This is a genomic window from Pseudoalteromonas sp. SWYJZ19, assembly GCF_015864375.1.
Classification (GTDB): domain Bacteria; phylum Pseudomonadota; class Gammaproteobacteria; order Enterobacterales; family Alteromonadaceae; genus Pseudoalteromonas; species Pseudoalteromonas arctica.
Map to the genome: position 1 here is coordinate 1 of NZ_JADYXI010000007.1, position 20236 is coordinate 20236.

The 20236-nt window shown below is 39.4% G+C and carries 16 protein-coding genes and 4 tRNA genes; 13 read left to right on the top strand and 7 right to left on the bottom strand.

What is annotated here, in order from left to right:
* Nucleotides 1–480 precede the first annotated feature (480 nt).
* The 3 genes from I6F45_RS08745 to uvrD form a co-directional block, all read right to left on the bottom strand.
* Entirely contained in the window at nt 481–1329 is an 849-nt protein-coding gene (locus I6F45_RS08745) for a chemotaxis protein (protein ID WP_165727087.1), read from the bottom strand.
* A 102-nt stretch (nt 1330–1431) separates the two neighbouring features.
* The gene (locus I6F45_RS08750; protein WP_197119728.1) at nt 1432–3501 is read right to left on the bottom strand and encodes a GNAT family N-acetyltransferase; all 2070 of its coding nucleotides are present in this window, start codon (nt 3499–3501) and stop codon (nt 1432–1434) included.
* Complete coding sequence (gene uvrD / locus I6F45_RS08755; RefSeq protein ID WP_197160254.1) at nt 3479–5644, bottom strand: DNA helicase II; 2166 nt, start codon at nt 5642–5644, stop codon at nt 3479–3481. The genes I6F45_RS08750 and uvrD overlap by 23 nt, the downstream gene beginning before the upstream one ends.
* Nucleotides 5645–5947: 303 nt before the next feature.
* On the opposite strand from uvrD, the gene I6F45_RS08760 reads away from it, so the two are divergent.
* From I6F45_RS08760 to I6F45_RS08770, 3 genes are all read left to right on the top strand, one after another.
* Entirely contained in the window at nt 5948–6172 is a 225-nt protein-coding gene (locus I6F45_RS08760) for a hypothetical protein (RefSeq protein ID WP_169060705.1), read from the top strand.
* A 116-nt stretch (nt 6173–6288) separates the two neighbouring features.
* Nucleotides 6289–6657, top strand: coding sequence for a YacL family protein (locus I6F45_RS08765; RefSeq protein ID WP_024592461.1), 369 nt, complete (start codon nt 6289–6291; stop codon nt 6655–6657).
* 105 nt (nt 6658–6762) lie between these two features.
* Nucleotides 6763–7386 carry a dUTP diphosphatase gene (locus tag I6F45_RS08770; protein WP_165726845.1) on the top strand — a complete coding sequence of 208 codons (624 nt, stop codon included), beginning with the start codon at nt 6763–6765 and terminating at the stop codon, nt 7384–7386.
* Nucleotides 7387–7401: 15 nt separating this feature from the next.
* Here I6F45_RS08770 and yrfG read toward each other — a convergent pair whose 3' ends face one another.
* Nucleotides 7402–8049, bottom strand: coding sequence for a GMP/IMP nucleotidase (yrfG, locus tag I6F45_RS08775; protein ID WP_007378908.1), 648 nt, complete (start codon nt 8047–8049; stop codon nt 7402–7404).
* Between the two features lie 61 nt (nt 8050–8110).
* On the opposite strand from yrfG, the gene nudE reads away from it, so the two are divergent.
* From nudE to I6F45_RS08815, 8 genes are all read left to right on the top strand, one after another.
* Entirely contained in the window at nt 8111–8683 is a 573-nt protein-coding gene (gene nudE, locus I6F45_RS08780) for an ADP compounds hydrolase NudE (protein ID WP_007586548.1), read from the top strand.
* A complete protein-coding gene (cysQ, locus tag I6F45_RS08785) occupies nt 8676–9479 on the top strand; it encodes a 3'(2'),5'-bisphosphate nucleotidase CysQ (RefSeq protein WP_007586545.1) in 804 nt (267 codons plus the stop codon). The genes nudE and cysQ overlap by 8 nt, the downstream gene beginning before the upstream one ends.
* Nucleotides 9480–9615: 136 nt before the next feature.
* A tRNA-Met gene (locus I6F45_RS08790) sits at nt 9616–9692 on the top strand.
* A gap of 79 nt (nt 9693–9771) precedes the next feature.
* A tRNA-Met gene (locus I6F45_RS08795) sits at nt 9772–9848 on the top strand.
* A gap of 62 nt (nt 9849–9910) precedes the next feature.
* Nucleotides 9911–9987 (top strand) — tRNA-Met (locus I6F45_RS08800).
* 62 nt (nt 9988–10049) lie between these two features.
* Nucleotides 10050–10126, top strand: a tRNA-Met gene (locus tag I6F45_RS08805).
* A 919-nt stretch (nt 10127–11045) separates the two neighbouring features.
* Complete coding sequence (locus tag I6F45_RS08810) at nt 11046–11660, top strand: trimeric intracellular cation channel family protein (RefSeq protein ID WP_007587018.1); 615 nt, start codon at nt 11046–11048, stop codon at nt 11658–11660.
* A 34-nt stretch (nt 11661–11694) separates the two neighbouring features.
* Nucleotides 11695–13206: a YifB family Mg chelatase-like AAA ATPase gene (locus I6F45_RS08815; RefSeq protein WP_165727089.1), complete on the top strand. Its 1512-nt coding sequence runs from the start codon at nt 11695–11697 to the stop codon at nt 13204–13206.
* Here I6F45_RS08815 and I6F45_RS08820 read toward each other — a convergent pair.
* Both I6F45_RS08820 and I6F45_RS08825 read right to left on the bottom strand, forming a co-directional pair.
* Entirely contained in the window at nt 13203–13907 is a 705-nt protein-coding gene (locus I6F45_RS08820) for a response regulator transcription factor (protein WP_002957913.1), read from the bottom strand. The genes I6F45_RS08815 and I6F45_RS08820 overlap by 4 nt on opposite strands.
* A 216-nt stretch (nt 13908–14123) precedes the next feature.
* Nucleotides 14124–16619: an alpha/beta hydrolase family protein gene (locus I6F45_RS08825; RefSeq protein ID WP_197160255.1), complete on the bottom strand. Its 2496-nt coding sequence runs from the start codon at nt 16617–16619 to the stop codon at nt 14124–14126.
* An 84-nt stretch (nt 16620–16703) separates the two neighbouring features.
* Between I6F45_RS08825 and I6F45_RS08830 the strand changes: the two genes are divergently transcribed.
* Nucleotides 16704–17780 (top strand): hemolysin family protein, encoded by a 1077-nt coding sequence (locus I6F45_RS08830; RefSeq protein ID WP_024590554.1) that lies wholly within the window; start codon nt 16704–16706, stop codon nt 17778–17780.
* A 32-nt stretch (nt 17781–17812) separates the two neighbouring features.
* On the opposite strand, the gene I6F45_RS08835 is transcribed toward I6F45_RS08830, so the two are convergent.
* Complete coding sequence (locus tag I6F45_RS08835) at nt 17813–19024, bottom strand: EAL domain-containing response regulator (RefSeq protein WP_165727091.1); 1212 nt, start codon at nt 19022–19024, stop codon at nt 17813–17815.
* Nucleotides 19025–19190: 166 nt separating this feature from the next.
* Here I6F45_RS08835 and I6F45_RS08840 point away from each other — a divergent pair, with 166 nt between their 5' ends.
* Entirely contained in the window at nt 19191–20207 is a 1017-nt protein-coding gene (locus tag I6F45_RS08840; RefSeq protein ID WP_165727092.1) for a metalloprotease, read from the top strand.
* The last annotated feature ends 29 nt before the right edge of the window (nt 20208–20236 follow it).

The following is a 20236-nucleotide window of genomic DNA, read 5'->3' on the forward strand; positions in this document are numbered from 1 at the left end:
GAAACAGCGCCGATGATAGTGTAGCATTTGCTATGTGAAAGTAGGACATTACCAGGCTTCAAATTGTAGAAAGCCCGACTAGAAATAGTCGGGCTTTTTTACGTCTGCAGAAAAGTAAAATGTGCGCAATTAATACACACTCACATCAACACCTATCACTTAGGGCGAGCGCAGCGCAGCGACTCCTGACGCTAGAATCACAACAAAAACCCTCAATACCCCATTCGGCCAATAAATTAGCATTTGCTACGTGACTTTCTACTGCTGTGGGCACTATGACATTCTACTGCGTAGCGCACCGACTTCACATTGTAGCGAGCCCGGATCTAACGATTCGGGCTTTTTTACGTTTGCAGAAAAGTGAAATATGAGTAACTAACATTACGCACTCGATTTCTCTCCAATTTATCTAAATGTACAAGTCGAGTAGAATAGCTCCTTACTTCAGTACTAAAGTTTATAACCAAATCTAACGACTATTTAAAATAGTCCGTAAGCTTGAGTTTCTTCACTTTCAGATTCTTCTAGTTGTGTTGGTTTAAATATTACGCTTGGATCAATTAATACACTGTGCTTTTGTGTAAGCTTGATTAATCCTCGCATCATATTTTTAGTTTGTGGGTCTAGATCAAAACCAACCTCAGTGAGCTTATCTAGTGGTTTAATGTCTTCTTTTTTATAGTCGATATTATCTTCGACTTTATCTACCAATAACCCTACGTGTGGGTTTAAGCCGTCTTTAGTGGTAAAAACAATAATAGGTTTATAGTCTAAGGTTATTTGCTCTTTAGCTGATTCGAATAAACGCTCTAGCTGAATTAGGTTACTACGCTTAATTTTTTCGAGCAGAGCTGATACTTGTTTATAATCGCTTTGATTATGAGCTGATATAGCTTCTTTTACCGTTTCTAGCAATGATTGGAAAGGTTCGTTAAGTCGAGACATTGTTAGTTTTAAGTCTTCATTATCGGTGTTGAACTCTTTGTAAAACAGAACAAAATCTTGTAGTTCTGCATCATTGCTTGAAATAGAAGCCGAGCTATTTAGCAAGTTACTTTGAAGGGTATTGAACCAGTTTAATAGTTTTTCTTGCCATGTTCTTAGTTGTTTTAGTACATGCGCATTACTTTGTTCGGTTGAGATATTATTTAAAATAATACCTAAATCAAACACAGGCGTTGGTATATCCATATAATCTTTAACACCAATAAAGCTTTTATTATTGTTGGGTAAAGTTGTTAGATTATTGTCAAAGCGCTCTGTTAATAAAATATCGAGTATTTTAAGTGAAATTGTTTTGCAGCCCACTTTAAAGTTTATTAATTCCATGCCTTTATCTTAATTTACCTGTTAATGCTTTAAGGATAGAACAAATTAAATAAATAGCTTAAAGATGGATAAGATTTAATAGAGATAGGTAACTAGGAGTTATTAGATGGCACTAGTGAGGTTTTTTATGGCACGTTTAAATTGATTCTCAAGCTGCTTTTTTCCTAATAAACCTAAGTGTTGAATCACTTTTTCATTACATTCATTTTGCAGCACTAACTTTATTAAAAGTTGTTTATCAGACTCTGTTAATTGAGACATACAAGAAGGAGACTGATTCACTACCTGCCAGAGAGTCGCAGAGATATTAAATTGAGTGAAGTTACTGTTTACGAGTAAGGCTAATCGTTCGCGAGTCTCGGGGCTTACTAACTCATCGCTAAATCCTTCAATTAAAATACTTACAAGTTGCCAATCTAGTGTTTTAAAATGTGTTAAAAGAGCATAAAAAAAGTCGTTTTTAAACTGCTTTTTCAAAGGTTGGATAATTGCACTTTTATTGCTTAAGCATTTAACCACAAGCGCTGAATGTTCAGCTGTGCTTTTATCGCGTTGATAACCCAGTTTTACGGTATCAAACCCTTGTTTTTGCCAAAAGTTAAGTAGCTGCGCTGTTGCGCCAAAGCTTGCACCAAACCAACTACATTGGCTTTTTACTTGCGACTCGCAATAGCTAAGTAGCTTTTTACCAAAACCCATATTGTGAGAACTCGGATCAATCGCTATTCGTACAACGCGAGCGCTCAACTGTGTTAAGTAGTCATTATTAAAACTAAGTTGTGAGAGGGTTTGAGCCATTAAATGACCCTGTGGGCGGCGCTCTCCGCTTATAACCTGTAGAGCAAGTTCTTCACTTAAACCACCTTCTATTGCGATTAAACATACACCAACTAATCGATTGTTAATTTTGCTGATGAATATTCGTTGCGATGGTGCGTCTAGTAGTTGGCGTAAATCGTTTACACTACTTTGATAGTGAGCCAATGCAAGCAGGGCAATAACTTGTTGCAGTAAAGGCTCATTGTTTACAAGGGATTGCTGAGTTATTTCGCTGTGAACTGGCTGCTCTAATTGCTCACTACTTAACTCTTTATATTGTGCATCGAGTGCAAGCAAGGTGCGAATGTGCTTCTCGAGGGGATCGTGTTTAGCAAAACGCAGTGGCTCATCAAGCGTTACAACTTTAGAGGCTTTATAGTGCGCTTTTATATAGTTACTAAAGCGAATGGTATAACCCCTACCATTGCCCTCATACCCAACCAGTGTACTTGCAAAGACTATACGAGGGTAATGAGCTAGCATTTTTAGCAATAACGGTACAGGGATCGCGGCAGCTTCATCAATGAGTAATAAATCGCACTCAGGTAATGCATTTAATAACGCGTCAGGTGCAACGTAGTGCAAGTTGGCGAGCTGTTTATGTTGAGCGTTGTATTGCAGGTCTAACTCGTTGGCTAAATGTTTAAAGCTACTATGGGTCGCTTTAAACTGAGTGCTGCAAATAATTACTTTTTTATCAGTCAATTTTGCGGCAGCTAAGCCAAGTGCTGCCGATTTGCCTCTACCTCTATCAGCATTAATGAGTAAAGGCCTGTTGGCACGACCATTAGCTATTTTTACTATTTGTTCAACGCAGTTTTGCTGTGGTACATAATCAATTTTATTATGCGTAACAGAGCTGACGAGATTACTAATACAGCCATTTTTTTCACTAAAATGAAAAGCGGGTAATTGCTTAATAATAGCCGCGAAACGTTGATTAAATAAACTGTATTCAATACTCTGACCGTGTGATTGCACTGTACTTAATGAGGGGTCTTGCCAAGAGGCTAAATCATTTAATTCGGGCAGTAATAAAAACAGTATACCGCCTGCTTTAACGGTGCCGGTAAGTGCTGCAAGTTTATCAGGGTGTAAACCACTAAAACCATCGTAAACAGCATGAGCAAATTCTTGCCCTAAAATTTGGTGAGTGCGAGTAGGCCAGTACGAATTTTTAATCGCGCACTGCTTTGATACAACAAGTGTATTGTTTTCATCTATTAATGAGTTAAGTAATTCATAACACCAAGCAGGGCTGCCCGTAATCAACACTAGCTGACGATGATACGCGCCAGCTAGTTGTTGTTCTAACTCATTTAGGTGAGCTTTATACAGCTTGTAATCGTGCATAGGCCGTTACTAACCATTTACTGCCAAGGTCGTCAAAGTTAACTTGTACGCGAGATTGCGCGCCACTGCCTTCGTAATTAAGTACGGTACCAACACCAAACTTAGCATGCAAAACTCGTTGCCCTAAGTTAAAGCCACTGTCTTCAAATGCGGCATGGCTAACTGATGCGCTAAAACGCCCGGCGGCAGGCGGGCGAGAAACCTGTGTTTTAATACGAATTTCTTCAACGCAGTCCTCAGGTATTTCGCGTAAAAAGCGTGATGGGCTATGGTATTTTTCTTGCCCGTATAAACGGCGACTCTCAGCATGGCTAATGTATAACTTATCCATTGCTCGTGTCATGCCTACATAACAAAGGCGGCGCTCTTCTTCCAAACGACCAGACTCTTCGTTACTTTGCTGAGAAGGGAACATGCCTTCTTCTACGCCCACCATAAACACTAACGGAAACTCTAAGCCTTTAGCTGAGTGAAGTGTCATCATTTGAACGGCGTCTTCGTGCTCTTCTGCTTGTCCTTCACCTGACTCAAGTGATGTATGTGTTAAAAAGCCTTGTAAAGGCGAGCTGTATTCTTCGTCTTCAGGAAGTTCGTACTGGTCACATGCGCTAATTAGCTCTTCTAAGTTTTCTACGCGAGCACGGCCTTTTTCACCTTTTTCAGCTTGGTACATTGCCATCAAGCCTGAGGTTTGAATTGTGTACTTGGCTTGCTCATGCAAAGTTAGATCGCTAATTTTATCTTCTATTTGTTCGATTAGTTCTACAAACTTACTTACTGCACCAGAGGCACGACCAGATAAGTGCTGTTGTTCTACAATTGCTTTTGCGGCATACCAAAGCGGTAACGATTCTGCTCGTGCACAATCTCGTATATGGCTCAATGTTTTATCACCAATACCGCGTGCTGGCGTATTAATTACACGCTCAAACGCGGCATCGTCTTGACGATTACCTACTAGGCGTAAATACGAAAGCGCATCTTTAATTTCTTGTCGTTCGAAGAATCGCATACCACCATAAATACGGTATTTTAAGCCTTCTTGCAGCATGGCCTCCTCAAGTACACGAGATTGCGCGTTACTACGGTATAAAATTGCGGCATCTTGTAGGGCATTACCTGCATTTAACCAGCTTCGTAGTTTGCTACTTACAAAGCGTGCTTCGTCTAACTCATTAAATGCTGCATAAATAGAGATTGGCTCGCCGTCGTTACCGTCGGTCCACAAGCTTTTACCCATACGTTCTGAGTTATTTTGAATTAATGCGTTAGACGCTTTCAAAATAGTCGCTGTTGAGCGGTAGTTTTGTTCAAGACGAATGGTTTCTGCGCTAAAGTCAGTTAAAAAACGTTTAATGTTTTCGATTTTAGCACCACGCCAACCATAAATGCTTTGGTCATCGTCGCCTACAATCATAATGCTGTTAGTATCGCCAGCAAGTAATTTTAACCAAGCATATTGAATGGTATTTGTATCTTGGAACTCGTCTACGAGCATATGCGCAAAGCGTTGCTGATAATGACGCAGTAACGTAGGGTTATTTTTTAACACTTCGTAGCTGCGTAGTAATATTTCAGCAAAATCAACTAGGCCCGCTCTATCACAGGCCTCTTGATAGGCGGCATAAACACGCAGCATCATTTGCTCATTAATATCGTATGCTTGAATATCTTTAGGGCGAAGTGCTTCATCTTTTTTGGCGCTTATGTACCAGCCAAATTGCTTAGCGGGCCATTTTTTATCATCAATATTCATCGATTTTAATAAGCGCTTGATCATCCGAAGCTGATCGTCAGAGTCTAAAATTTGAAAGGCTTCTGGTAAATTAGCTTCACGGTGATGAGCACGTAAAATACGATGCGATAAACCATGGAAAGTACCAATCCACATACCACCTACAGGCGCTTTTAGTGTTTCTTCAACGCGGCCACGCATTTCTTTAGCGGCTTTATTAGTAAATGTAACTGCAAAAATACTGTAAGCGGAGGCTTGCTCAACTTGCATAAGCCACGCAATACGATGAACTAACACTCGTGTTTTACCAGACCCAGCACCTGCTAATACCAGCATGTTTTGTAGTGGGGCTGCAACGGCATCGCGTTGTTTGTCATTTAAGCCATCGAGTAATTGTGAAACGTCCATCGTTACGCCTTTTTAATCAATATTGTGGGCAGTATAACAGGTGTTTTTGTTAGGCTAAATAAAATACTGTTTTTATAAACAGCTATTTATAAAATAGTGTTCAAAACGAGTAACTTGCTAATTAATTAAGCGAATAAAAAAGTGTAAACGGATAACAATAATTGCTAATTTGACCTAATTTTAGCAAAATCTACCAACTCTCTAAATCTAGACTAATTTAACTATTTGATTTGTAAGCTTTAATAAATTGGCATAGAGTGTGTAGGTAAATAATTATAAAATCAAATAAATACAGAGGTTAGTATGGCAGATCAAGGTTCTGGCGGTAACGTAATTGCAGCATTATGTAATATATTTTTTCCTGGTTTAGGGCAGTTAGTGCAAGGGCGTATTTTAGCGGCTATATTTTTTGCACTCGCTATTATAATAAGTTACGCACTAATTTATGTGCTTGTAGGCTTTGTACTTGTGCCTATTATTTACTTATGGTCGATCATTGACGCAGCGCGTTATAAATCGCGAAGTTAACGGTTTTAAAGTTGAGTAAAATAGCGCCCATGTGGCGCTATTTTACTTTATATGTCCTGTGGTTTACGGGCGTTTACGTATATAATTACGCAATTAAAGATTTACAGGCAAACCCTATGGAATATCAATTTATTCGCGACCCTATTAGTGGGCTACGTATTAAAATAAGCAGTGAACACGCTATTATTGGTCGCTGGCTAAACGAAGAAATAGGCAAAGACAAAGTAGCCATGGTGCAAGCGCTTATTGCATCGGTAAGTTCAAGCTATGAGCCGCTAACGCTAAAAGGCCAAGAAATAGATTTAATATTAACGAAAGACGAAGCATTATTTGAAGCCCATGCACTTCATCAAGACAGCGAAGACCTAATAGCGTATCAAGATGACGATTTAGCGCTTGAAGAAAATGGTTTAAGTAGTGGTTGTGGCTTTGAAGATTTCATTGATTTAATTGATTCATGGCATGAGTTTACGACGTCACGATAAACATAACTAGCACACTAATAAAAATATACAGCAATGCACAATCAGCATTTTATCTGTATTATTACACCAACGAAAATTACGCCAACCAAAACGACAGGAATTGATATGTCTGCCAATTTAAACAAGCTAGTAGTGATGCTAGAAATGCAAAACGCCATGAATACTAAAGTACATGAGCAATGGTTTACTCAAGGGTTTGAATGGTACCGCGCTATTTGGGTTGAGTGTGCTGAAATGCTAGATCATCATGGTTGGAAATGGTGGAAAAAACAAACACCAGATACTGAACAAGTTATTTTAGAGTTGGTTGATATTTTTCATTTTGGTCTATCGCTTAGAATTGACGGCGAAACTAGCTACGAAGACTTAGCAAAGCAACTTGAAACTGAGCTTAGTAATGCTCAACAAGCTGATGACTTTAAACAAACACTAGAGATATTAGCGGCGTCTGCTGTTGCTGATAAAACGTTTAATGCAGGTGCTTTTGCCGGCTGTATGGCGCAAATAGGTATGGATATTGATGATTTATATCGCGGCTACGTAGGTAAAAATACGTTAAATTTTTTCCGCCAAGATCACGGTTACAAAGATGGTAGCTATATTAAAGAATGGAATGGGCAAGAAGATAACGAGCATTTAGTTGAAGTAGTTAAAAGCCTTGATACAGAACATGCAGATTTTGCAAAGTTAGTATATCAAGGGCTAGAAGCGCGTTACCCAAAAATTTAAGTCACGTAAGTTGAGTTAGATAATCTTACGATAGTCGGTAACACTTAGGTAATCGGCTATTTCGTTATGTGGTTGTTGGCTATCTGGGTTAGCAACTGCAAGTAAGTGCTCAATGCCGTATTCTCGTGCGGCATTCAAAACCGGCACACTGTCATCTACAAACAAAGTGCGCTGCTTATTAAACCCTAAGTCTTTTTGTACTTGGTGCCACAAACTTTGTTGCTCTTTACTTACTCCATATTCATGAGTAGACACTACGCCATCTAGGTAGTTATCAATCGCTGTATGCTCAAATTTAAGCATGACACTCTCAGGGTGGGCGTTGGTAAGTAAAATTAACTCTTTGCCTGCTTTTTTAAGCTCAGTTAAAAAATGAGGTACGTCTTCGCGCATTTTAATTAAATGCTGAGACTCTCGTTTAAGCTCCATTATAGGCAAGCTTAATTGCTGCTCCCAATAATCTAAACAATACCACTGTATTTGACCGCTCACAGCTTGATAGCGTTTTAAAATATCTGCTTTAGCTGCATCTAGGCTAATGCCCCTTGCTAATGCGTGTTGCGCAGGAATAACGTTAAGCCAAAAATGACTGTCGTAATGTAAATCGAGTAATGTTCCATCCATGTCGAGCAAAACGGTATCGATTTTTGACCAATTTAACATAGGAATTTCAACTTATAAGGTTTATTATTGAACTAACTGCCATGATAGCAAATTAACGCCAATGACACAGAAAAAGCACCCAACACCACCACAAATCCTCAGTAACAATGTTGTCGCTAAAAGCCGCCTGTTTACTGTGGAGTCTTTAGAGCTAAAGTTTTCTAATAACGAAGAGCGTCAGTATGAGCGAATTCGCGGCGGTGGCCGGGGAGCAGTGATGATTGTTCCGTTAAGTGCAGACAACGAATTACTACTTGTACGTGAATACTGTGCGGGCACAAACGATTACCAGTTAGGTTTTCCTAAAGGCTTAATCGATCCGGGCGAAACGCCAGAGCAAGCTGCTAACAGAGAGCTTAAAGAAGAAATTGGCTTTGGTGCTGAGTATTTTAAACCATTAAGAACAGTAACAATGGCGCCGAGTTACTTTAATGCCACTATGCATATTTTATTTGCTAAGCAATTATACCCACAAACCCTTATTGGCGACGAACCAGAGCCGCTTGTTGTTGTTAAGTGGCCATTAACTCAGTGGCAGTCATTATTAGACCAAGAAGATTTTACCGAAGCACGCAGTGTTGCAGCTTTGCTATTATTAGATAAGTATTTAGCGTCTGGAGCTGCCGATGAATAAATTAATCGAACCGTGTATTGAATTAGCTGAGCGTGCTGGCGATGCAATTATGGCCATTTATAAAAAAGGCGATATTGGCCAACAAGAGAAATCAGATAATACGCCTGTTACCAAAGCTGACTTAGCAGCAAATGACGTACTGGTTGCTGGATTAAAAGTCTTAGCGCCCGATATCCCAATTATGTCGGAAGAAACACCTATACCTGCACTTGCCGACAGACAGGACTGGCAGCGTTATTGGTTACTCGATCCGATGGATGGTACAGGCGAATTTATTTTAGAAAGTGGCGACTTTGCAGTAAACATTGCATTGATTGAAAATAATCATCCTGTGCTTGGCGTTATTCATTGGCCTGCAAAAGGTGTGACTTATTTTGCTACAGCTAAAAATGGTGCCTTTAAACGTGAAAACTCAATTGATAAGCAAATATCTGTAGCGCCGCCAGAGAACTTGACGCTTGCAGTGAGCCGCCGCCAAAAAATAGAAGCGGTGAGTCAGTATTTAAATAGTCAGTTTACAACTATTGCTATTGGCTCGTGCTCATTAAAAGCTTGTACTGTTGCAGAAGGTAAAGCAGATTGTTTTTTAAGAATTGGTCCAACGGGAGAGTGGGATACAGGTGCTTCACAAGTTATTGTTGAAGAAGCCGGTGGTTGTATTACCGATGCAGAATTTAACCCGCTAACGTACAACCAACGCGAGAGTACTGAGAACCCTGACTTTATAGTGATGGGGCATCCAGACTGGGAATGGCAAAAAATGATTAATCCGCATCAAAGGTTGAGCGCAGAATAGCAATTTGATTGCTTTTTGTTCGGTTGAACAACTTTAATTAGTTTAGGCCTTGCATTAAATGTTTATTCCTATATAGTAGCGCTCTCTTCAAGGCAGGCTCGTAAATATTACGAAAATGTTTTAAAGAAATTACAGGCGCGGGATGGAGCAGTCTGGTAGCTCGTCGGGCTCATAACCCGAAGGTCGTCGGTTCAAATCCGGCTCCCGCAACCAATTTTTTATAAGATTTGGTTACTGTAAACTCTAGCTTAAGAGATAAAATAAAGTAGTCGATAGACTTAAAATACACAGGCGCGGGATGGAGCAGTCTGGTAGCTCGTCGGGCTCATAACCCGAAGGTCGTCGGTTCAAATCCGGCTCCCGCAACCAATTCTTTAATTGGAAGCCAAGTTGTAATGTAAGCAACTTTAAACAAGTCTACAAATTTCAGGCGCGGGATGGAGCAGTCTGGTAGCTCGTCGGGCTCATAACCCGAAGGTCGTCGGTTCAAATCCGGCTCCCGCAACCAATTCTTTAATTGGAAGCCAAGTTGTAATGTAAGCAACTTTAAACAAGTCTACAAATTTCAGGCGCGGGATGGAGCAGTCTGGTAGCTCGTCGGGCTCATAACCCGAAGGTCGTCGGTTCAAATCCGGCTCCCGCAACCACTGAAATTAAATACATAAAAAGCTAAAACAAAATCGCACTCTTTATCGAGTGATTTTTTGCGTCTGCAGTTTAATTAATTCCTATAATTATAAAACTCACCGTTACTACGCAAAATACTCTGCATAAGTAAGCGAAGGTCGTCGGTTCGCTTTTTACAAACTCAAGCTCCCGCAACCACTGAAATTAAATACCTAAAAAGCTAAAACAAAATCGCACTCTTTATCGAGTGATTTTTTGCGTTTGCAGTTTAATAAATTCTTATAATTATAAAACTCACCGTTACTGCGCAAAACACTTTGCACAAGTAAGCGAAGGTCGTCGGTTCGCTTTTTACAAACTCAAGCTCCCGCAACTACTGAAATTAAATACCTAAAAAGCTAAAACAAAATCGCACTCTTTATCGAGTGATTTTTTGCGTCTGCAGTTTAATTAATTCCTATAATTATAAAACTCACCGTTACTACGCAAAATACTCTGCATAAGTAAGCGAAGGTCGTCGGTTCGCTTTTTACAAACTCAAGCTCCCGCAACTACTGAAATTAAATACCTAAAAAGTTAAAATAAAATAGCACTCTTTATCGAGTGATTTTTTACGTCTGCAGTTTAATAAATTCTTATAAATTTAAACCCACTGTTACTGCGCAAAATACTCTGCATAAGTAAGCGAAGGTCGTCGGTTCGCTTTTTATAAACTCAAGCTCCCGCAACCACTGAAATTAAATATCTAAAAATTTAAAACAAAATCGCACTCTTTATCGAGTGATTTTTTGTGTCAGCAGTTTGATAAAATACCTTATATTCTGCTTTATTTAATGACTTTACTCTAATATCTGTGACGTTTAACAAATAACTTATTTTTTAAAAAAGAGTATTTTATGTTAAAACGGTTAAAAGATTTTAAGTAACAATACACATCACATGACAGAACTTTATCACTGGTTTGATTTAATAGGCATTGCGGTGTTTGCTGTGTCGGGCACTTTGCTAGCGTACGAAAAAAAAATGGATGGCTTTGGAGTCGTAGTTTTAGCGACGGTAACTGCTATTGGTGGTGGTACAGTGCGAGATCTAATTTTAGATGTTCCTGTGTTTTGGTTACACGATCAAAGTTACTTTTTTGCCATACTAGCTTCAGTATTTGTTACAACACGCCTTATAAATAAACAAAAGCCGATACCTCATTATATTTTACAAACAGCGGATGCGTTTGGTTTAGCTTTTTTTGCAGTAATGGGGGCGCAAAAAGCGCAGCTTGTTGGTATGCCCGATATGACAGCGGTAATTATGGCTGTAATTACAGGCTGCTTTGGTGGATTAATTCGAGATGTGCTTGCACGCGAGATCCCTATGCTATTAAAAGGTGAGCTTTACGCTATTACCTGTATAGCGGGTGGCACTGTTTATACGCTTGGCATTAGTTTTTCGTTAGTAACCGAAATGGCGATGGTATTAGGTATGTTAATGACCTTATTACTTCGTTTAGCTGCTATAAAATGGCAAATCACATTACACGTTTTTAAATATCCTGACTAAACTGGTGTAATCACACCATTTACTAGGATAAGGAATGTCGTTAGCTCGTATATTTTCTCGTGCTCAAGTGGGTATAAATGCCCCTGAAGTTATTGTAGAAGTTCACCTAGGAAATGGTTTACCCGCTTTTCATATAGTAGGCCTGCCCGAAGCGTCCGTTAAAGAATCAAAAGATAGAGTACGTAGCGCACTCGAAAACTCACAATTTGGTTTTCCCGATCAACGAATAACTGTAAATTTAGCCCCTGCCGATTTGCCAAAAGATGGCGGACGGTTTGATCTTGCTATTGCGGTGGGTATTTTAGTCGCCTCTGGGCAAATAGTGTGTCCTGATATTCACAAGTACGAGTTTTATGGTGAGCTTGCTCTTAATGGTGAGGTGCGTGGTGTAAACGCTATTTTACCTTCGGTACTTGCTGCAAAAGAGCAAGATCGTTGCTGCTTTTTACCTATTGCAAACGACAGCCTAGCAAGCCTAGTTAATGGCGTTAAACGCAAAGCCGTAAGCTCTATTCAAGAAGTGTGGGGGGATTTACTTAATCAACAACCCTTACCATTAAATATAGAGTATCCCGACTGCACACAAGCCCCTGACTTTTTACTTGATTTAAGCGATGTGAAAGGTCAGCCCGGTGCAAAGCGAGTACTCGAAATTGCTGCAGCTGGCGGGCATAATTTATTATTTTTAGGTCCACCAGGCACTGGTAAATCAATGCTTGCTCAGCGAATGGCAACTATAATGCCTACTATGTCGGACGATGAAGCTATTTCGACTGCCGCGCTTTACTCCATTATTGGGCAATCCATAGATTTAACTAATTGGCGACAGCGGCCATTTCGTAATCCGCATCATACATGCTCAGCTGTTGCTTTAGTGGGTGGCTCTTCAAACCCGAAGCCCGGTGAAATTTCATTGGCGCATAATGGCGTACTTTTTTTGGACGAATTACCGGAGTTCGAGCGTAAGGTGCTTGATTCACTGCGTGAGCCAATGGAGACCGGCACGGTTACTATTTCACGTGCAGCAAGGCAAATGGAGTTTCCGGCGCAGTTTCAGCTTATTACAGCATTAAATCCAAGCCCAACAGGGAGCCATACTGATAAGCGGGCAACTCCCGATCAAGTTATGCGTTATTTATCGCGAGTATCAGGACCTTTTATTGACCGTATTGATTTGCAAATAGAACTGCCTCGTCTAACGAGCGTTGAACTACAAAGTACTCAGCCAGAGGAAAGTAGTGCTGAGGTTAGAGCAAGAGTTGAAGCGGCTTATTACCTACAGCTAAAACGCCAAGGTAAGGTTAATGCGAGGCTTAATAATAAAGAAATGAGTGTGCACTGTGTACTGGCGCCAGCAGAGTTGCAGTTTTTAGCTAGAGCAAGCGAGAAGTTATCTTTATCGCCACGCTCTTACCATAGAGTAATTAAGGTGGCGCGTACAATTAGTGATTTAAAAGGCGCTGAAAACATTAGTTTAAATGAGCTTAAAGAAGCACTTAATTACCGCGCATTTGAGCGCCTTATTGCGCAATTAACTAAGTATTAAATAGAAAGCATATAGCCTTTACCGCGAACGGTAACAATACGTTTTTGATCTTTTTCGTCATTTAATTTTTTACGTAAACGACCAATAAGCACATCAACAGTACGATCGTTTGGGCTCCAATCGGGCTGGCCTATTTCTTCTGATATTTTTTCACGGGATGTGGCTTTACCTGCATTACTAATTAAGCAAATAAGCACTTTATGTTCGGCTTCAGTTAAGCGTGACTCAACGCCCGCAGCAGTAATTAGTGTGCGGTTATCGGGGTGAAGCTTAAAGTCAGCATATTCTATAAATTCTTCGCTTTCGTCGTCTTCTAGGTTAACGGCAACACGCTTATAGAGCGCGCGCATGCGAAGTTCTAACTCAAGTAAATCGACAGGCTTACAAATATAGTCATCAGCACCTTGTGCAAGGCCTGCAATACGATCGGCTTGGGAGTCACGACTCGATAATACAATAACGCCAATATCGGTAAGTGTGTTTAATTCTTTTGCCAGCTGAAGCCCATCACGCTTTGGCAAAACAATGTCAATTATGGCTAATGATATAGCACCGCGCAGGTTTACCCGCTGCCTTACAATGTTAAGTGCATCAGCGCCAGTTGGGTCTACCTCTATTGTAAATTCGGTATCTGCAAAGTGATTTTGGATGCGTTTAACGAGTAGTTCATCGTCTTCAACCAATAAAACATTAATAGCCATAGTACTTTATTTTGAATGCTTATAGCTCTGTATGGTAGCACCATTAGGTAAATGCTGAGAAGGGGGTTTATTAGTTTTAAGTAACTTAATATTTCAAAGGTGTATAAGACGTTATTAGAGGATGAGGTTAGCACCTTTAAACTAATTAAAAGGTGCTAAATAATTAATACTACTATTAATAAATCTGTATTAAGTCGTTATTTTAAAGGTTCAGGCTCAGTTATTTTTATACATTGAGTCCCACCATTGAGGTTCATCTTTTAGCTTTTTATCAAAGTATGCGAGCATGGTGTTCCACCAATCAAATCGTTTATCGCGTGCAAAAATTTGGTGGTCGGCGCCTTTGTATTCGATTAACTCTACGTCCTTATTAAGCAGTTTAAGCGCAGTGTACATTGTTAAGCTTTCGCCAACAGGTACATTGGTATCACTATCACCATGAAGAAGTAGCATAGGTGTTGTTACTTTGTCGGCATGAAACACAGGGCTATGTTGGCTGTAAAGCTCAGGGTTATTCCATGGGAAGCTATTTTTTGATGCTTCGCCAGAATATAAGTAGCCCCACCAACCTTCACCCCAATACGAGGTAATATTAGAAATACCCGCATGAGCTATTGAAGCACTAAATATATCGGTTTTAGTTGCCAATAACATGGTCATGAAGCCACCGTATGATGCCCCTAAATTTCCTACCTTTTCACTATCAACATAGTTGTATTTCTTTAAAAAGGCTTGCGTGCCTTCGATAATATCGTCTGCAGTGTAGTCGCCCCAGGCATTAACATGCTGCGCTGAAAACTTTTGTCCAAACCCTGTTGCGCCAGTAGGCTGTACTACATAAACAACGTAGCCATTTTCTGCCCATAAGTTAAACGGATAACGACCTGTAAAACCACGCGTAACTGGTGAAGTGCCGCCGTAGTAATACACGAGCGCCGGGTGCTTTTTAGTTTTATCTAAATTGCTAGGAATATAAACGCGGCCAGTTATTTCAACCCCATGTTTATTTTTAAAATTAAACTCTTCTAATGTAGGGAGTCGTGTATTTGCATAGCTACTTGGTTTTGAATCCCATATTAAATCTGTTTTATTTTTACTGACGTTAAGGCGCTTTAGCTGTTGTGGCGCTAAAGCGTTAGTGCCACTTAATAAAATTTCGGTATTACGGTCGTGTGAGTAACTAAATTGTTCAACAATATCCAATCCTGTATTTAACTTTTTAAAGCGCTGTTTACTTAAATCAAATAGGTAAAGCGGTTGAGTGTCTTGCTCTGTTACTTTAATGAGCGCATCGCCGTTTTCTAAAACTTGCAGTTGGCCAATAGCAGAATCGAATTGTTTACTAAGTGCTTTTACGTTTTTACCGCCTTCAGTAAGTAGGTAAAGTTGCCCGTCGTAGTTATTAGCAAGCATTGCTTTTGGTAGAGCTCTGCCTGCGCCATTTTTAAAGTCAGGGCCTGCAATTACATAAATATCTTTATTTGCGTATTTGGCTAAATTAAATGTTTTGAATTTACCAAGCGATGAAAGCTTGTTTGATTTTAAATCGAGTTCGGCTAACTCTGTTTCAGGGTGGGTTGATGCTTGCATTGCCATTACTGGGCGGCTCATTAATATTTTGCCACGGTTACTATTTGAATCTTCAAGGCTGTAAGAAAGAGGACCTTGGCTAAGTGCTTTTGTTAAACCACTTTTAGTATCAAGCATGTAAATTTGGCTGGTGGTACGTGCATACGACCAACGATCTTGTAGACCTTTATAGTGCTTGGTTAAGCTGTTAGTGCTCTCAGGTGATTTAGACCAGCTAAACAAAAGACTGGTGTCGTTATAAAAGGTAAAGCCATTGGCTCCTTCTAAATCGTTTGCTAATGTTTTTATTGAGAAGTTTTTACGGCTAAGTTGTTTAAGTTCACCATTTAACAAATACACTAAATATTGGTTATCTGGACTCCAAATAATGTTACTTGGTTGGCCTGCTTCGAAGCGATAAAGCGTTTGATTATCTGAATCTTTAAGTACAGTAACTGTATTTGCTTGGTTTTGTGTTTTATCGCTATAAGTGCGAGTAGTAGTAACGTACTGCTTAGCATTAGGTGCGAGTGATAATTGGCTGATCGTAGGGGCATCAAACAATTGTTTTGCAGATAAGCGTTTTGTTTTTAAGGCGCTAAGCGTAATTTTATCAACGTCGTTTTTAGGTGCAAAATCAAGCATTACGTCGTGCCAATTAGCTACTTGTTGGGCTACTATTAAAATAGAGTGAGTACTGTTATTTAAAGCTAACTTATAGCTATTTTTATCACCTGTTTGTAGTTCGCCATTAATAAATAACTGACCTTGCTCAATCCCTTTTAAGGTAAGCGTACCTTGTGTAAAGCGGGTTGTTTCAATATTAAATTTTAGTGCCTGTAACCCACCTAAAGTGAGGGCATTGATTTTATTAAACGGCTGCCAGTTTTGTTTTTTCCCAAATACAGAAAAACTATCTGAGTCTGCTTGTAGCTGCGGCAATAGGTTATTAATAATGGCATTGCCATGAGGTGTTTGAAAAGGCTTTAACTGCATGTCTTCGGCAAGTGGGCCGATAAACTGAATTTTTGATTTATCCAATGGTGCAGCTATTGCAGCAAAGCTTAAGCTGCTAAGCGTCAAAAGAGTCGCTGCGTACTTAAATAGCTTATTTTGATGACACCATGGTGCGCTAAATTTCATTATTATGCCTATTATTATTGGAAGTTTGGCCAAATATAGCATGTATTGATACCATGCTCACATATCCAATATAGAGGAGAGAAAGTGACTTTACTGATAGTTTATATGGTAGTGGCGATTGTTATTTCGTTTTTATGTTCTGTGATGGAGGCTGTGTTATTAAGTATTTCGCCCAGCTATGTTGCATCACTTAGGAAAGATCATCCTGAGCTTGCTAAACAGCTCGAAAAGCTTAAAAACAATATAGATCAGCCCTTAGCTGCTATTTTAACTTTAAATACGGTTGCCCATACTGCGGGTGCTGCTGGGGTAGGCGCACAGGCAGCTGTCGTGTTTTCCGATGCGGCTGTAGGTATTGCATCAGCCATTATGACATTCCTCGTATTAATTCTTTCTGAAATTATTCCTAAAACCTTGGGGGCTAATTACTGGCGAGCTCTAACGCCAAGTGTTACTTACGCTTTGAGGTTTTTAGTTATATCGCTAAAGCCTTTTGTATGGTTTGCACAAAAGCTAACAAATTTAATGGGTCCAAAGCACGATGAGGCTTACTATATTCGTCAAGAGATAGAGGCAATGGCTGATATAGGTACGGAGTCGGGTGCATTACATCAGGATGAGTCCGAAATAATTCGTAATTTATTGCATTTTAGACATGCAAAATTATGCGACTTAATGACGCCTCGAACTGTAATTTTTAAAATCCACAAAGACTTAACAGTGAATCAGTATTTAAACGATCACGGCTCGTCGTCATTTTCTCGTATATTGGTATTTGATAAAGACAGCGACGATATTGTTGGGTTTGTGCATAAAAACGATATTATGCTGGCATTTCACCGTTTAGGTACCGATTACAAAATTAGCAAATTGATTAAGCCTATTTATACGGTGCCGAGTTCTCAAAATGTATCGTCGTTACTGCAAACTCTTTTAACAAAGCGCACGCATATATGCCTAGTTGTAGATGAGTACGGTGACGTGCAAGGTATTGTAACGCTAGAGGATATGATTGAAGCTTTAATGGGGCTAGAGATTGTAGATGAGCGTGACCAATCTACTAATATGCGCGCAGTAGCAAGGCAGCGTTGGCACAAACGTTTAGCAAGCAGTGCGCATATAGTCAGTGAAGAAGATAAACACACTCGGGGTGATAATTAGTTAACCAGCCCCGATTAAATATTAATACCGCTTTAAGCGGGGCTGCCATCAGTTTTCAGCCAATCTTTAGCCCAAGATATAAATTCGTTTTGTGGTTTAGGGCGGCTAAATAAAAAACCTTGTATGGCTAGTTTTCTTCTATAATGCCTTAAATAAACGAGCTCTTCTGGTCGTTCAACACCTTCTGCTACTAAGTCTAAATTATCTTTACTCGTAATATTAAATAACGAACTTACGACCACTTGAGAAAATAAATCTGTTTCTATATGGCTAATAAGTGAACGGTCTATTTTAATTTCAGTAAAAGGAAGATTTCGAAGCTGATTCATATTAGTAAAACCAACACCAAAGTCGTCTAGCGATATACCAAAGCCATGCATTCTTAATCTGTTTAGTGTTTCTAATTGCATGAGGCTTGAGAGTGCATGTTGTTCTGTTATTTCTATAATTATATTACTAGGCGTGAGTTGGTTTAATTCTAAAATGAGCAGTAATTTATTAGGGCAGTTTAAGTCGTCGAGCTGAGTTGGCGATAAATTAAATGCCATTTTAAAATCATGACCTAGTTGCGCTTTCATATTTTTGAATTCGCTGGTGGCCTTTTCAAAAAGAGAAAATGTAATTTGATTAATTAAGTTGTGTTGTTCGGCAGTGTTTATAAAACGGTTAGGTAAAATAATATTGCCGTCTTTACTTGATAAAATACGTGCTAAGACTTCAACGCTTTCAATTTTATTGTTATCAGCGTTTATTTTTGGTTGGTAAAAAGGCGTTATTTCATCGTTTTTTAATGCATCAATAAGCTCATCTTTTGAAATGGCCGACTCTTTTAATAAAGTGTGGCTGTTTAATTGCGCCACTTTAATAAGTAACCTACTAACCTGAGACAGTTGCACTGGCTTTGAAATATTACCAATGAGGTGAGCGTTATGTTGTTTCGCGAGATTGGCAGCTAAGCTAATAACTTTATGGTCCATTTCAGAAACAATTATAATACCGCCTTGATAATGTAACTCTCCTAAGTGGCGGATTAGTTCCATGCCGTCCATTTCGGGCATATTGAGATCAGTAAAAATAGCATCAAAGTAGTTAACATCTTCTTTTACTTTTTCAAGAGCTTCTTTTGCATTCAGGCACGTAGTTATAGTGTTAGACATACCCAATTCGTTAAGTATAGCTTCCATAACGATCAAAATTGCTTTTGAATCGTCAACAACTAAAATATTAGGCACTATTTTGTCCACTGTTATCCCTTTCAATGTATCGCTTGGAGTTACTATAAAAGTAGTAGTGTTTTTTTATTTTGTCAGTATCAAATACTTTTATTTTGAAAATAGTTACCTAGCACCTTCACTCGTGTTTTTAAGCTGATTAGGTATACTAGCGCCATTATTTTAAACGGTCTTAATTATGATAAGAATAGATCTTACCTTAGCCGAGCAACCATTTTCGCTTATGGTGTCTGGGCAAAAAATTGTGCAAGTGTTTCATGGACAACAAGCCATTACCTTTGATAACCCTCGTGAAAACTATTATCAGTTTACTTACGACAACAAAGTAATTGGTATTGATACTGGAGCGGCGGAAGAGCAAAGTATTTCGCTTTTTGTGGATGAGCAATTTGCAACACAGCTTGCGCTACCAGCACCTACAAATGGCTCACCTAAAAAAGGCTTTTTAGGCCTGGCTGCATTAGGCTTTAAGCTTTTTAAAAGTGCTAAGGTCATTAAAGTAGTGCTTGCGGGGGCTTCTGTTGCAGGCTATGCGTGGTTATTTAGTATTGAATTTGCACTGATGTTAATTGGTTGCTTAGTCGTACACGAGTACGGCCATGTGCGAGCAATGAAATACTTTGGCATAAAAACCAAAGGTATTTACTTAATCCCATTTGTAGGTGGGCTCGCTGTAAGTGACGACAAAATAACAACTCGTTGGCAAGATGTCGTTATATCATTAATGGGACCCGCATTTGGTTTAATTACCTCGGTACTGGGTGTCGTTTTATATTACGCCACCGAGATGGAAATATTTGCAGGTGTGGCAGTTCTTAGTGCGTTATTAAATTTATTTAACTTGTTACCTATTTTACCGCTTGATGGCGGGCATGTATTAAAAAGTATTAGCTTTTCAATGCGTTCATGGATTGGTTTAAGTGTATGTTTACTCGGTGTACTGTTTGGTTTATGGCTGAGCTACACATTTGGCTTAATGTTACTGGTATTCTTTTTGTTTGTAGGTGCGCTGGAAATTGTATTTGAATGGCGAGGCCGTCACTATTCACATTTAATGCCACTAGATAAATATGGCCAAGGTTTTTCAGCGGTTATGTATGCAATTGTAGTAGCTGGGCATGTAGCTGTAATGATGCACTTTGCCGATTCAGAAAATCCAATATTAAGCCTTCCAATGACTATTTTATCGAGCTAGCATTTATCGTTCTAGGTAAAAGCGGGCTG